Below are 12,454 nucleotides of genomic sequence, written 5' to 3'. Positions count from 1 at the left end.
CTCCTTCCCTGAGAGCTTCCTCAGTATGGATACTGTAGCTATCCGATAGTAGAAAGTGCTGCTATCCACAACTGGGAGACGCCATGGTCCGCCTGTTCCGGTCCCACCCGCCCCTGATGCTGTTCGCGCTGCTCATGACCGCCCTGACGCTGGCCTCGGTGGTCGGCCTGGTCGCCGACGACCGCACACTGCTCGGTGACCCGATCTGGCTCAAGCCGTTCAAGTTCGCGGTGTCCCTCGCCCTGTACGCGGTGACGCTGACCTGGATGCTCACGTTCGTCACCCGCTTCACCCGCACCGCCCGGTGGGCGGGCACGCTGATCGCCCTCGGCGGCACGGTGGAGATGGTGATCATCGTCGGCCAGGTCGTGCGCGGCAAGCAGAGCCACTTCAACGTGGCGACCCCCTTCGACCAGGCCCTGTGGAACGCGATGGCCGGCACGATCGTGACGGTCTGGCTGATGCACCTGGTCATCTCCCTCATCCTCGTCTTCACCCCGTTCGCCGACCGGGTGGCCGGCCTCGCGATCAGACTCGGCCTGTTCGTCGCCCTGATCGGCCTCGCGCTGGGCATGTTCATGCCGCGCAACGTCCCGCCGGGTCAGGACCCGGCCAAGGGCATCCTCGGCTCGCACGTGGTGGGCGTGCCGGACGGCGGTCCGACGATGGCCGTCACCGGCTGGGCCACCGACGGCGGCGACCTGCGCATCGGCCACTTCGTCGGCATCCACGCCCTCCAGGTGATCCCGCTGATCGCGCTGCTGCTCGCCGGCCGCGCGACCACGCGGCTGATCTGGGGCGTGTCGATCGGCTACCTCGGCCTGACCGCGCTCGTCACCTGGCAGGCTCTGCGCGGCCAGGCCCTGCTCCGCCCGGACACCGCGACGCTGCTGGGCGCGCTGGTCGTGGTCGGCTGGACCGCCGGCGCGGTGCTGGTGGGGCTGCGGAGGAAGCAGGCGGTGGCGGCGTGACCGGGTTCCTGTTCGAGCTGACCTTCTGGCTCACGGTGCCGTTCTGGGGTCTGATGATCTTCGCGCCCACCTGGTCGGGCACGCTCCGGATCGCCTCGTCGCCACTCATCGCGGTGCCGCCGCTGGTCCTCTACACCGGACTGGTCGCCGGGCACCTCCCGGAGCTGTGGGCCACCATGAGCAGTCCGGAGCTCGGCGAGCTCCGGGAGTTCCTGGGCTCGTCCTGGGGCGCGTCGGCGGTGTGGGCGCAGGTGATCGCGTGGGACCTGCTGATCGGGGCGTGGATGTACCGGGAGGGCAGGCGGCTGGGCGTGCACCCGCTGGTGATGGGCCCGCTCCTGCTGGGCACGATCATCCTGTCCCCCTTCGGGTTCCTGGTGTTCCTGGTCATCCGGTGGCGCTGTGACACACCCGACAGGGCGACCTCGGTGGTTACCGACCAGTAACAGGGACTAGAGTTGGGGTTACCGATCGGTAGGACGCCACACGCGGTCGGGACAGAACGTCACCACAAGCGGAGGAGACGCCGTGGCCGCACCAGTAGCGCCGGCACGCGTTCGGAACGTGGTCTTCGTGGACGGCGTGCGCACGCCGTTCGGCAAGGCCGGCCCCAAGGGGATCTTCGCGGAAACCCGTGCCGACGACCTGGTCGTCAAGGTGATCCGCGAACTGCTGCGCCGGCACCCGGAGCTGCCGCCGGACCGGGTGGACGAGGTCGCGATCGCGGCCACCACCCAGATCGGCGACCAGGGCCTCACGATCGGCCGCACGGCCGCGCTGCTGGCGGGTCTGCCCAAGTCGGTGCCCGGCTACGCGGTCGACCGGATGTGCGCGGGCGCGATGACCGCCGTCACGACCTCGGCGAGCGGCATCGCGTTCGGCGCCTACGACGTGGTGATCGCGGGCGGCGTCGAGCACATGGGCCGGCACCCGATGGGCGAGGGCGTCGACCCCAACCCCCGGTTCCTGTCCGACAGGATCGTGGACCCGTCCGCGCTCGTCATGGGTTCGACGGCGGAGAACCTGCACGACCGGTTCCCCGCCATCACCAAGGAGCGCGCGGACACCTACGCCGCCGCCTCGCAGGCCAAGTACGCCGACGCGGTGAAGAACGGCAGGATCGGGCCGGAGTTCGTGCCGGTCGCGACCCGCTCCGCCGAGCACGGCTGGGGCCTCGCGACCGCCGACGAGCCGCCGCGTCCCGGCACCACCGTCGAGGACCTGGCCAAGCTCAAGACGCCGTTCCGCCCGCACGGCCGGGTCACCGCGGGCAACGCGGCCGGCCTCAACGACGGCGCGACCGGCTGCATCCTGGCCGAGGAGGAGACCGCCCGGGAGCTGGGCCTGCCGATCGGCATGCGGCTCGTGGGCTACTCGTTCCTCGGTGTCGAGCCGGAGGTGATGGGCGTCGGACCGGTGCCCGCCACCGAGAAGGCGCTCAAGCGGGCCGGGCTGTCCATCGAGGACATCGGCCTGTTCGAGATCAACGAGGCGTTCGCCGTGCAGGTGCTGGCGTTCCTGGACCACTTCGGCATCGCCGACGACGACCCCCGGGTCAACCAGTGGGGCGGCGCGATCGCGATCGGCCACCCGCTCGCGTCCTCGGGCGTGCGGCTGATGACCCAGCTGTCGCGGCAGTTCGCCGAGCGGCCCGACGTGCGCTACGGCATCACGACCATGTGCATCGGCATCGGCATGGGCGGCACGGTCATCTGGGAGAACCCCCACTGGAACGGAGAAGCCAAGTGACCACGTTGACCGCCGACGAGGCCAAGGCCCTCTTCCCCGACGAGGTCGTGACCCTCGCGCGCACCCGGCTGATCACCGTGCCCGGGCTGACCGGCCCGGTCGCGCTGATCACCATCGACAACGGGCACGACCACACCCGGCCGTCGACGTTCGGCCCGCAGTCGCTGGTGAGCCTGAACTCCGCGTTCGACGAGGCGGCCGCCGCGTCGCCGGTCGCGATCGCGGTGACCGGCAAGCCGTTCGTGTTCGCCGTCGGCGCGGACCTCACCGCGGTGGGCGGCGCGTCCGAGCGCTCCCAGGCGGTGACGATCGGGCAGCTCGGCCACGACGTGTTCCGCCGGTTCACCGAGTCGACCGTGCCGACGTTCGCGTTCGTCAACGGCGCGGCGATGGGCGGCGGCCTGGAGCTGGCGCTGTCCTGCCACTACCGCACGCTGGCGTCCAACGCCGCGGCGATCGCGCTGCCCGAGGTGTTCCTCGGCCTCTTCCCGGGCTGGGGCGGCACGCAGCTGCTGCCGAACCTGATCGGGCCCGACGCCGCGGTCACCGTGATCTTCGAGAACGCGTTGAACCAGAACCGGATGCTGACCCCGAAGCAGGCGCTGGACCTGGGTGTCGCGGACGTGCTGTTCGACTCGGCGGACTACCTGGAGCAGTCGCTGCGCTGGCTGTCCCAGGTGGTGCGGGGTGAGATCTCCCCTTCCCGCAAGGAGATCGACCGCGGCGCCGGCTGGGACGCGGCCGTCGCCCGGGCGAAGTCCATCGTGGACGGCCGCACCAAGGGCGCCGCGCCGGGCGCGCTGAAGGCGTTGGCACTGCTGGAGATCGCCCGCGACAACGACCTGGACCGCGGTTACGCGGCCGAGGTCGAGGCGCTGGCCGACGTGGTGATGAGCGACGAGCTGCGCGCCGGGCTGTACTCGTTCGACCTGGTGCAGAAGCGGGCCAAGCGGCCGGCCGGCGCGCCGGACAAGTCCTTGGCGCGCAAGGTGACCAAGGTCGGCGTCGTCGGCGCGGGCCTGATGGCCTCGCAGATGGCGCTGCTGTTCGCCCGCCGGCTGGAGGTGCCGGTGGTGCTCACCGACATCGACCAGGCGCGGGTGGACAAGGGCGTCGGCTACGTGCACGCCGAGGTCGACAAGCTGCTGGGCAAGGGCCGGGTGTCGCCCGACAAGGCGAACCGGTTGAAGGCGCTCGTGTCGGGCTCGCTGGACAAGGCCGCCTTCGCGGACGCGGACTTCGTCATCGAGGCCGTGTTCGAGGACCTGGACGTGAAGCGGAAGGTGTTCGCCGAGGTGGAGGAGTTCGTCTCCGCCGAGGCCGTGCTGGCGACCAACACGTCGTCGCTGTCGATCACCGACATGGCCGCCGGGCTCGAGCACCCGGAGCGCGTGGTCGGCTTCCACTTCTTCAACCCGGTCGCGGTCATGCCGCTGCTGGAGATCGTGCGCGCCGGGCAGACCGACGACGCGACGCTCGCGACCGCGTTCGCGGTGGGCAAGCAGCTCAAGAAGTCCTCGGTGCTGGTGAAGGACGCGCCCGCGTTCGTGGTCAACCGGCTGCTGACCCGGTTCATGGGCGAGGTCGTGAAGTCGATCGACGAGGGCACGCCCTTCGAGGTCGCGGACAGGGCCACCGAGCCGCTGGGTCTGCCGATGTCGCCGCTGGTGCTGCTGCAACTGGTCGGACCGGCCGTCGCGCTGCACGTGGCCGGCACCATGCACGGCGCGTTCCCGGACCGGTTCGCCGTGTCGGACAACATGAAGGCGTTCGTGGCGGCGGGCAAGACCGCGGTGTGGCAGTGGGACGCCGCGGGCGCGCAGACCGTCGACCCCGAGGTGCAGGCGCTCTGGAAGTTCGGCGATCACCCGCTCACCGGCGACGAGGTGGCCGCGCGAGCGCTGGAGGCGCTGGCCGAGGAGATCCGGATCATGCTGGACGAGGGCGTGGTGGCGGAGGCGCAGGACATCGACCTGTGCATGATCCTAGGCGCCGGCTGGCCGTTCTGGCTCGGCGGCATCACCCCGTACCTGGACCGCTCGGGCATTGCCGAGAAGGTCACCGGCAAGCGGTTCCTCGCGCCCGGCGTGGCGTCGGTCCCCGCCTGACGGTTCCGGTTCGACGCGCGCCCGGTCACCGCGGTGGCCGGGCGCGCTGCGTCACGGGCACGTTGCTGCGAGCGAGTGTCACGACCCGGCAGCCGGGTGAGTGCCGCTCACATCGGCGGCCCGACCCTGATCTTGAGATCATGACCGCACGTCGCAGAGCCCGTGTCCGCCGCGCCCACCACGACCCCGTGCGGGTGGAGGAGCTGGTGGCGTTCCTGCGCGCGGACCGGTCGTGGCGCGAGGAGGTCGCCGCCCGCCTGGTGTCCCGGCTCGACCAGCGGCTGGTGCGGGCGGTGCGGTCGTGCGGGTGCCGGCCGATCGCGCACGTGGCCGAGCAGTTGGACAGCCAGGCGTGCGTCGACCTCGGCCCGGGCGCGCCGTACCAGCTGGCGAAGGCCGTCTACGGGCACGTCCACCTGCGCGGCGCGGCGCGGTTGCGGCACACCGCGCGCAGCCTGCGGGTGCTCGGCGTGTACCTGTGCGGCGCGGACCTGGCGCAGTGCCCGTGCGCGGAGGCGCTGGCCCGTGACCCGCAACAGGTCCGGGTGGACCTCGTGGTCTCCGGAGCGTTGGACGGTGCCGGCTTCTGACCCCGGTTTGACGGTCACTCCGACGGGCAACCTCGTCACCGTGGGTGAAATCCGGATCGGCACCTCAGGCTGGCACCACCCGGGGTGGCGCGGCGACTTCTACCCGCGCGGGCTGCAACAGCGGCTGGAGTTGGAGTTCCTGTCCCGGCGCCTGACCACCATCGAGCTGAACAGCCCGTTCCACGGCCTGCGCTCCCCCGCCGACTACGCCTCGTGGCGCGACCGCACGCCCGAGGGGTTCGTGTTCGCGGTCAAGGGCCACCGCGAGGTCACCCACACCCGCCGGTTGCGCGACGCCGCCGAGACCGTGGCCGAGTTCTTCGACTCGGGCGTGCGCGAACTCGGGCCGAAGCTCGGACCCGTGCTGTGGCAGTTTCCGCCGAGCCTGCCGTTCCACCGCGACCGGGTGACCGCGTTCCTGGACGCCCTGCCCCCGCTGCGGCACGCCGTCGAGCCCCGGCACCCGGGCTTCGCCGACGAGTCCTTCGTGGACCTGGTGCGGGACCGGAACATCGCGCTCGTGCTGCCGTCGTCGGGCGGCCGGTGGCCGGAACCCGACCGGCCGACCGCCGACTTCGGCTACGTGCGCCTGCACGGCGACCGCGAGCTGTACCGGAGCCACTACGACGACGTGGCGCTGACCCGCTGGGCCGGCCGGATCCGGGAACTCGCCGCCGACGGCGACGTGTTCGCGTACTTCGACAACACGATGGACGGCGCCGCGCCGCACGACGCCGTCGCCCTCGCGGACCGCCTCACGCCAACCGCGGAACCCGGTCCAGGTGGATCCCGAAGTACTTCGCGTGCGCGTCGATGACCCCCTGGTCGTCCAGGTCCTCCACGTGCTTGACCTCGCCGTCGGTCACCACGAGCTTCGACCCGGCCACCGTGATCCGCCCGGTGTCGGTGGGCAGCGAGCACATCGCGCCCTCCCGGAACTTCGACCCCGGCCACGTCTGCTGGTACCAGCACGCCGCCCGGAACTCCTCCAGCGCGCGCGGCCGGAGTTCGAGCCGGTACTGCACCACCCCGTCGTGCAGCACGTCCACGTCGCCCTCGGGTGTGTCCACCAGCCGGAACACCCCGGCCGGGTCGAGCTGGTCCTCCCGGCTCGCCAGGTCGAGCGGCCCGACCGCGAACCGGCCGAAACCCACGTCCACCAGCAGGTCGCCCACCCGCAGCGCCATGTGGTCGAACGGCGGCCCGAACCCGGCGGGCCCCAGCACCTTGCCGCTCAGCATCACCGCGTCGTGCCCCAGCGCCCGCAGCAACTGCGCGAACGCGCCGTTCAACTCGTAGCAGAAACCTCCCCTGCCCCGGTCGACGATCTTCGCCACCACCGCGTCGGGGGTCAGCTCGATCGGCTCGTCCAGGTGGATCGAGAGGTTCTCGAACGGCACCGCCGCCAGGTGCTTCCCGTGCAGTTCCCGCACCCCGTCCGCCCGCGTCGCCCCGATGCGGTCGAGGTAGGCGGCCACAGCCTGTTGGTCCATGTGCCCAATCCACCCCGGACCCCACCGGAGGTCAAGTCCACGTCGACGTGACTCGCGCCGCGCACCCGCCCGTGCACGACGGCCGGGTGATCCGGATCGGCACCTCGGGCTGGGTGTACCCGCCGCGGCGCGGCGTGTTCTACCCCGAGGGCCCGGCACACCGGCACGAACTCGAGTAGCTGTCCCGCCGGGTCGACTCGGTCGAGCCGAACGGCACGTTCCACTCGCTCGAAACGCCGGCCGACTTCCGCGCCTGGCACGCGGCGACCCCCGACGACTTCGTGTCCGCGGTCGAGGGCGGCCGGTTCATCACCCACATGAAGCGCCTGCGCGACGCCGAGGAGCCCGTGCGCACGTTCTTCGCCTCGGGCGCGCTCGAACTCGGCGCCAAGCTCGGGCCCGTGCGGTGGCAGCTGCCGCCGACCCCCGCGTTCGACCCGGACCCGCTGACGTCGTTCTTCGCCGTGCTGCCGCCTGCCCGCCCTGCTCCGCGAGCACCGGGTGGCCCTGGTCGTCGCCGACACCGCCGGCCGCTACCCGGGCCGACCCACCTCACCGCCGACTTCGTCCACGTCCGCCTGCACGGCGAGGACGAGCTGTACGCCGGCGGCTACACCGACGAGGCCCTGGGCCGCGCGGAGTCCCGGACCCACGACGTGCACGCCCACTTCGACAACGACGCCAAGGTGACGGCGCCCCGGCGCTGGCCAGCCCACGTCGGGCCACCGCGCCGGACCTGACCCGGCCCGACTGGCCGGACGCGCGACGCGCCCACACAATCGGGTGAACCGGCACGGCCGCGCGCCCACAGCGGCCGGAGAAGCCCGACCCTGGCGGTCGTGGAGGTGATCGGGATGTCGACTCGGACGGTGCTGGGCGCGGTGGCGATCACGGTCGGCGCGCTCGCGTCCACCGGCACCGCCGCCGCGCAGCAGGACGGCTGCGAGCGCGGCGAGTTCTGCGTCTGGACGGGCCCCTCCTACACCGGCGCGCGCCAGGTGCTCGACGTGGAAACCGCGAACCCGGGCAGCTGCGTGCCGCTCGCCGCGCCCGCCCGCTCGTTCGTCAACCGGCTGACCCGCGACGTGACGGTGTACCAGGGCCCGACGTGCTCGACCGAAGCCGACTTCACCACCTACCCCGGCCACGGCACCTACGTCCCGGACGCGCCGTTCGTGGTGCGCGCCGTCCAGGTGTGGCAACCCTGACCGCCGTCACCCGATAGCGTCACGGGTGTGTTGGGAACGCTCGCCCGCTGGGCCGTGGCCGTGCCGGTGCTCGTGGCCGCGCTGCTCGCGCCGGCGCTGCTGTCGGACGTCGACCTCCGCACGCCCGCCGCGTGGCCGGTCTGGCTCGCGGTGGCGCTGTTCGGGTACGCGTGGCGCAAGCCCGAGCTGTGGTGGCTGCCCGTCCTGGTCGCCGCCCTGCCCTACACCTTCCACTCCTACCCCGTCTTCCTGGCCGTCCTCGTCGCCACCACGCTGGCGTGGCGGGTGCGCGGCCTGGTCACCCCGCTCGGCTCCGCGGCACTGGCCCGCTCCCCGGTCGAGGTCGTGCTGCCCACCCGCGACGGCAGCAGGCTCCGGGTCGGCGGCCGCGCGCTGTTCTACGAGCAGCTGGCCCCACCCGGCGACGACCGCGCGCCCGCCCGACTGGTGATCCCGTTCCACCGCGTCGAGTTCGTCGAGGCCGGCACGATGACCGACCACACGCGGTGGGGACTGCCCAACACCAGCACCACCGTCGTGGAACGCGGCGCGGTCGTCCGGATCGTCGGCGCCGGCCAGCAGTGGCTCCTGACCACCTACGGCGCCACCGAGCCGATCACCGCGTTCCTCACCCGCCGGATCGCCGCCCGCGCCAAGGCCACCACCAGGCCGACCGCGGCCGCCGCCCGGTGGTGGCCGCACGCGCCCGCGAACCCCGAGGACGTCACCCGCACCGAGCGCAAGCGCGGCGTCGCCGGCCTCCTCGACGCCTGGCGCGACGCCCTCTGGCCGGCCCGCGCCGTCGAGGAGCAGCCGCGCCCACCCGACGCCGGCCCGTGGGGCGAGACCAGGCCCGGCGTCGCCCCGGTACCCGGCTATCACGCCCAGGCGCCGACCACCGACCGCGCGTAGTCGCCGAACGAGCGCGCCGGCCGACCCAGCACCCGCGGCACCACGTCCGACACGTGCGCGTCCTGACCCTCCCGGATGGCCAGCAGCGAGTAGGTCAGCACCTGCGCGTACTCCGCCGACAACCCGTACCCGGCCAACGACGCGGTGAACGGCTCCGGCGGGCTGTCCACGATCTTCGCGATCCGACCCGACTCCCGCCCGATCACGTCCACCGCGTCCTGGAACGACAAGGCCTCCGGACCCGACAGCTCGTACACCCGACCGGCGTGCCCCTCGGAGGTCAGCGCCACCACCGCGACGTCCGCGATGTCCTGCGCGTCGATGAACGGATGAGCTCCGTTCCCCTTGCCCGGCAACGTGATCTCCCCCGCGAGCAACTGCGGCAGCAACATGTCCTCGCTGAAGTTCTGGTGGAACCACGTCGGCCGCAGCACCGTCCAGTCCACTCCGGACTCCCGCACCGCCGCCTCGCGCCCGTCGGCCGGGTCGATCCCGCGCGCCGACAGCAGCACGATCCGCCGCGCGCCGGCCGCCACCGCCTGCGGCACGAACGCCTTCACCTCGGCGTCGGACAGCGAGTCGGCGGGCGGCACCAGGTACACCGCCGACACCCCGTCGAGCACCGGCGCCCACGTGTCCCGGTCGTACCAGTCGAACCTCGGCTCCGAGGACCGCGACACCGCGCGCACGTCGGTCAACCCCGCCACCACCCGGCGACCCGTCTTGCCCGTGCCGCCCACCACCAGAATCGTCATGCACCAAGGAAACCAACGCGGATCCGGACCGCCCATGGTCGAAACCCGCGACTCCATGTTCAATCGTCCACGTGGACGCTCTCACCGACCTGCTCCGCGGCGTGCACGCGCGCAGCGCGACCCTGTGCCGCTCGTTCGCGTCGCCGCCGTGGTCGCTGCGCCTCGCGCCCACCGCGGTGCTGACCGTCGTCGTCGTGGTCGGCGGTGACGGCTGGCTGCACGCCGAGGGCCACGAGCCGCAGCGGCTCACCGCGGGCGACGTCGGTTTCGTCCGCGGGCGCACCAGGTTCGTGCTCGCCGACGACCCCGCGACCCCGCCGCAGGCCGACCTCGCCCGCGACGACTGCGCGCGGTGGGCGCGCGGCACCCGCACCTACGGCCTCGCCGACCGCGGCGACACCACCGTGATCACCGGCAGCTACGAGGTCGACGGCAGCGTGCCGCACCGGCTCCTCGACGCGCTGCCGAAGGCGTTCGTCGTGCCGTGCGCCGACGGGCCGTGCCCCGCGCTCGACCTGCTGTCCGAGGAGATCGCCAAGGACCGGCCGGGCCAGGACACCGTGCTCGACCGCATCCTGGACCTGCTGCTCGTGTTCGCGCTGCGCGAGTGGTTCGACACCCGCGCCGACGCGCCCGGCTGGTACCTCGCGCTGGGCGACCACGTCGTCGGACCGGCCCTGCGCGCCGTCCACGACGAACCGGGCCGGGCGTGGTCGGTCGCCGACCTGGCCGCCGTCGCCGGCGTGTCGAGGGCCTTGCTGGCCAAGCGCTTCACGGCGCTCGTGGGCGCGCCGCCGCTCACCTACCTCACCGAGTACCGGATGGACCTGGCCGCGGCACTGCTGGACGAACCCGGCGCCACGGTCGACGCGGTGGCCCGCGCCGTCGGGTACGGCGACGGGTTCGCCTTCAGCACGGCGTTCAAGAGGGTGCGCGGTGTGCGGCCCAGCGAACGGCGTGTGGTAGCAGTGCGGGTATGAACTCGCTCGAAGACCTGCGCGACGCGCTGCGCCGCTTCGCCGCCGCCCGCGACTGGGACCGCTACCACACGCCGAAGAACCTGGTGATGGCGTTGTCCGGGGAGGTCGGGGAGCTGACGGACCTCTTCCAGTGGCTCACGCCCGAGGAGGCGGCGAACGCGATGGCGAACCCGGAGCTGGCGTGGAACGTGCGCGACGAACTCGCGGACGTCGTGCACTACCTGGTGCGGTTGGCCGACAAGCTCGACGTGGACCTCGTCGAGGCGGCCTTCGCGAAGATCGAGCGGAACGAGAAGCGGTTCCCGACCGGCTCGCTGGAGCCCGTCGAGTGACCTACACGTAGGTCAGCAGCAGGAGGATCAGGGAAACCAGGAGGATCGCGGCCAGCACCACGGGCGCCCACGGCGACGGACCCGGCGGTCTGCACCGGGCATGCCTGCCCGGGCGTCTTCGCGCTCGCCACGGCACCGCGACCTCCCACAACCCATTGCTCATGGGACTAACGTAGGAGTGATCACCAGATCACTCCGGTCGTGTCACCCGCACGCCCGCCCGGTGTCAGCCGGACAGCGGTGTGGCGCGGCCGGACGGTGACCGTTCACCGAGCAGGGGTGGCCGTGAGTGTCGTAGTGGTGGGTGCCGGTGTCGCCGGAACGGCGTGCGCCCGTGCCCTGGTCGATTCCAAGGTCGCTGTGCGCGTCCTCGAGCGCGGGCACGTGCCGGGTGGGCGGATGGCGAGCAAGCGCTACGGCGATCGGCGGGCGGACATCGGTGCGGGCTACTTCACCGTGTCGGACGACCGGTTCGCCGCGGTCGTCGCGCAGTGGCGCGAGGCGGGCCTCGCGCGCGAGTGGACGGACACCCTGGCGGTGCACGACGGCTCCGGGTGGAGCAGCACCACGGGTCCGGCCCGGTGGGCGGCGCCCGGTGGCCTGCGGTCGCTCGTGGAGCACCTGGCGTCCGGCTTGGACGTCCGGGTGCGGTCCGCCGTGGAGTGGGTGGAGCCCGGCCCCCGCGTCGACGGCACCGCGGTCGACGCCGTGGTGCTGGCGATGCCGGGCCCGCAGGCCGCGCGCCTCCTCGACCCCCGGCTGACGGCCGTCCGGGACGCCGTGGACGGCCAGGGCTGGCGTCCGGCGCTCGTGGCGACCCTGGAGTACCCGGACCGCTCCTGGGAGGACTTCAAGGGCGTCTTCGTCAACGACCACCCGGTGCTGCGCGCCGTTTTCGACGACGGCAGCAGGCGCGGGGACGGCGCGCCGGTCCTGGTGGCCCACACGGGCCACGAGTTCGCGGAAAGCTTCGTCGCCGACGCCCCGGAGGCCGCGGCCGACATCGAGGGCGCGGTGCGCGAGCTGCTGACCCTGCCCGCGGCCGCGCGCGTCCACGTGCACCGGTGGACCTTCGCCACCCCGACCACCCCCAACCCGGCCCCGTTCTTCCTCGGCGACGACCTGGTGGGCGTGGCCGGCGACGCGTGGGGTTCGCCGAAGGTGGAAACGGCCTGGCTCTCCGGCACCCTGCTGGGTCGCGCGCTGGCCGAGAAACTGGCCTAGGAACGCCGCCGCGGCGTTCCGCCGGGCCATCAACGCAAAAAAGCCCTTCGGGGCACCCGGATAAACCAGGTGCCCCGAAGGGAAAGAATGTTCGGCGGCGTCCTACTCTCCCACACCCTCACGAGTGCAGTA

16 protein-coding genes are annotated in these 12,454 nt (G+C 72.5%); 13 read left to right on the top strand and 3 right to left on the bottom strand.

Translation table 11 applies throughout. The features are described 5' to 3' along the window. The first annotated feature begins 83 nt into the window (after positions 1-83). The 6 genes from AB0G50_RS31555 (at position 84) to AB0G50_RS31530 (ending at position 6,235) form a co-directional block, all read left to right on the top strand. A complete protein-coding gene (locus AB0G50_RS31555) occupies positions 84-971 on the top strand; it encodes a hypothetical protein (protein ID WP_360116057.1) in 888 nt (295 codons plus the stop codon). Continuing rightward, on the top strand, positions 968-1,417 hold the full coding sequence (locus tag AB0G50_RS31550) for an ABA4-like family protein (RefSeq protein WP_360116054.1): 450 nt from the start codon (positions 968-970) through the stop codon (positions 1,415-1,417). Before AB0G50_RS31555 ends, AB0G50_RS31550 begins: the two co-directional genes overlap by 4 nt. A gap of 82 nt (positions 1,418-1,499) precedes the next feature. Next, complete coding sequence (locus AB0G50_RS31545; protein WP_360116051.1) at positions 1,500-2,720, top strand: thiolase family protein; 1,221 nt, start codon at positions 1,500-1,502, stop codon at positions 2,718-2,720. Further along, a complete protein-coding gene (locus AB0G50_RS31540; protein ID WP_360116048.1) occupies positions 2,717-4,828 on the top strand; it encodes a 3-hydroxyacyl-CoA dehydrogenase NAD-binding domain-containing protein in 2,112 nt (703 codons plus the stop codon). Before AB0G50_RS31545 ends, AB0G50_RS31540 begins: the two co-directional genes overlap by 4 nt. 140 nt (positions 4,829-4,968) lie before the next feature. Further along, entirely contained in the window at positions 4,969-5,418 is a 450-nt protein-coding gene (locus tag AB0G50_RS31535; protein ID WP_360116045.1) for a hypothetical protein, read from the top strand. Between the two features lie 40 nt (positions 5,419-5,458). Continuing rightward, a complete protein-coding gene (locus tag AB0G50_RS31530; protein ID WP_360116042.1) occupies positions 5,459-6,235 on the top strand; it encodes a DUF72 domain-containing protein in 777 nt (258 codons plus the stop codon). Here AB0G50_RS31530 and AB0G50_RS31525 read toward each other — a convergent pair. Then, positions 6,174-6,911: an arylamine N-acetyltransferase gene (locus AB0G50_RS31525; protein WP_360116039.1), complete on the bottom strand. Its 738-nt coding sequence runs from the start codon at positions 6,909-6,911 to the stop codon at positions 6,174-6,176. The two genes, AB0G50_RS31530 and AB0G50_RS31525, sit on opposite strands and share 62 nt — an antisense overlap. 47 nt (positions 6,912-6,958) lie before the next feature. On the opposite strand from AB0G50_RS31525, the gene AB0G50_RS31520 reads away from it, so the two are divergent. The 4 genes from AB0G50_RS31520 to AB0G50_RS31505 all read left to right on the top strand — a co-directional run bounded on the left by AB0G50_RS31520 (position 6,959) and on the right by AB0G50_RS31505 (position 9,031). Continuing rightward, positions 6,959-7,090, top strand: coding sequence for a hypothetical protein (locus AB0G50_RS31520; RefSeq protein WP_360116036.1), 132 nt, complete (start codon positions 6,959-6,961; stop codon positions 7,088-7,090). After that, positions 7,091-7,651: a DUF72 domain-containing protein gene (locus AB0G50_RS31515; protein WP_360116153.1), complete on the top strand. Its 561-nt coding sequence runs from the start codon at positions 7,091-7,093 to the stop codon at positions 7,649-7,651. It abuts the gene before it with no gap. Between the two features lie 114 nt (positions 7,652-7,765). Beyond that, a complete protein-coding gene (locus AB0G50_RS31510) occupies positions 7,766-8,119 on the top strand; it encodes a peptidase inhibitor family I36 protein (protein ID WP_360116033.1) in 354 nt (117 codons plus the stop codon). A 27-nt stretch (positions 8,120-8,146) separates the two neighbouring features. Then, positions 8,147-9,031 carry a hypothetical protein gene (locus AB0G50_RS31505; protein ID WP_360116030.1) on the top strand — a complete coding sequence of 295 codons (885 nt, stop codon included), beginning with the start codon at positions 8,147-8,149 and terminating at the stop codon, positions 9,029-9,031. Here the strand turns inward: AB0G50_RS31505 and AB0G50_RS31500 are convergent. Further along, complete coding sequence (locus tag AB0G50_RS31500; protein WP_360116027.1) at positions 8,998-9,786, bottom strand: NAD(P)H-binding protein; 789 nt, start codon at positions 9,784-9,786, stop codon at positions 8,998-9,000. The two genes, AB0G50_RS31505 and AB0G50_RS31500, sit on opposite strands and share 34 nt — an antisense overlap. A 71-nt stretch (positions 9,787-9,857) precedes the next feature. On the opposite strand from AB0G50_RS31500, the gene AB0G50_RS31495 reads away from it, so the two are divergent. Beyond that, positions 9,858-10,766, top strand: coding sequence for an AraC family transcriptional regulator (locus tag AB0G50_RS31495; RefSeq protein WP_360116024.1), 909 nt, complete (start codon positions 9,858-9,860; stop codon positions 10,764-10,766). Further along, positions 10,763-11,098 carry a nucleotide pyrophosphohydrolase gene (locus AB0G50_RS31490; protein ID WP_360116021.1) on the top strand — a complete coding sequence of 112 codons (336 nt, stop codon included), beginning with the start codon at positions 10,763-10,765 and terminating at the stop codon, positions 11,096-11,098. Before AB0G50_RS31495 ends, AB0G50_RS31490 begins: the two co-directional genes overlap by 4 nt. Before the next feature lies 1 nt (position 11,099). Here the strand turns inward: AB0G50_RS31490 and AB0G50_RS31485 are convergent, their stop codons facing one another. Beyond that, positions 11,100-11,261, bottom strand: coding sequence for a hypothetical protein (locus AB0G50_RS31485; protein WP_360116017.1), 162 nt, complete (start codon positions 11,259-11,261; stop codon positions 11,100-11,102). 77 nt (positions 11,262-11,338) lie between these two features. Between AB0G50_RS31485 and AB0G50_RS31480 the strand changes: the two genes are divergently transcribed. Then, positions 11,339-12,322 carry an FAD-dependent oxidoreductase gene (locus AB0G50_RS31480; protein WP_360116150.1) on the top strand — a complete coding sequence of 328 codons (984 nt, stop codon included), beginning with the start codon at positions 11,339-11,341 and terminating at the stop codon, positions 12,320-12,322. Positions 12,323-12,454: the final 132 nt, after the last annotated feature.

This window comes from Actinosynnema sp. NPDC020468, from assembly GCF_040642015.1.
Classification (GTDB): domain Bacteria; phylum Actinomycetota; class Actinomycetes; order Mycobacteriales; family Pseudonocardiaceae; genus Actinosynnema.
This window is presented reverse-complemented; position numbering and strand designations above follow the sequence as displayed.

What these genes read in the sequence shown, in the direction of transcription:
- AB0G50_RS31525 (WP_360116039.1), bottom strand. Translation starts at nt 6,911, where the DNA reads ATGGACCAACAGGCTGTGGCCGCCTACCTCGACCGCATCGGGGCGACG.
- AB0G50_RS31535 (WP_360116045.1), top strand. Translation starts at nt 4,969, where the DNA reads ATGACCGCACGTCGCAGAGCCCGTGTCCGCCGCGCCCACCACGACCCC.
- AB0G50_RS31485 (WP_360116017.1), bottom strand. Translation starts at nt 11,261, where the DNA reads ATGAGCAATGGGTTGTGGGAGGTCGCGGTGCCGTGGCGAGCGCGAAGA.
- AB0G50_RS31490 (WP_360116021.1), top strand. Translation starts at nt 10,763, where the DNA reads ATGAACTCGCTCGAAGACCTGCGCGACGCGCTGCGCCGCTTCGCCGCC.
- AB0G50_RS31555 (WP_360116057.1), top strand. Translation starts at nt 84, where the DNA reads ATGGTCCGCCTGTTCCGGTCCCACCCGCCCCTGATGCTGTTCGCGCTG.
- AB0G50_RS31510 (WP_360116033.1), top strand. Translation starts at nt 7,766, where the DNA reads ATGTCGACTCGGACGGTGCTGGGCGCGGTGGCGATCACGGTCGGCGCG.
- AB0G50_RS31500 (WP_360116027.1), bottom strand. Translation starts at nt 9,786, where the DNA reads ATGACGATTCTGGTGGTGGGCGGCACGGGCAAGACGGGTCGCCGGGTG.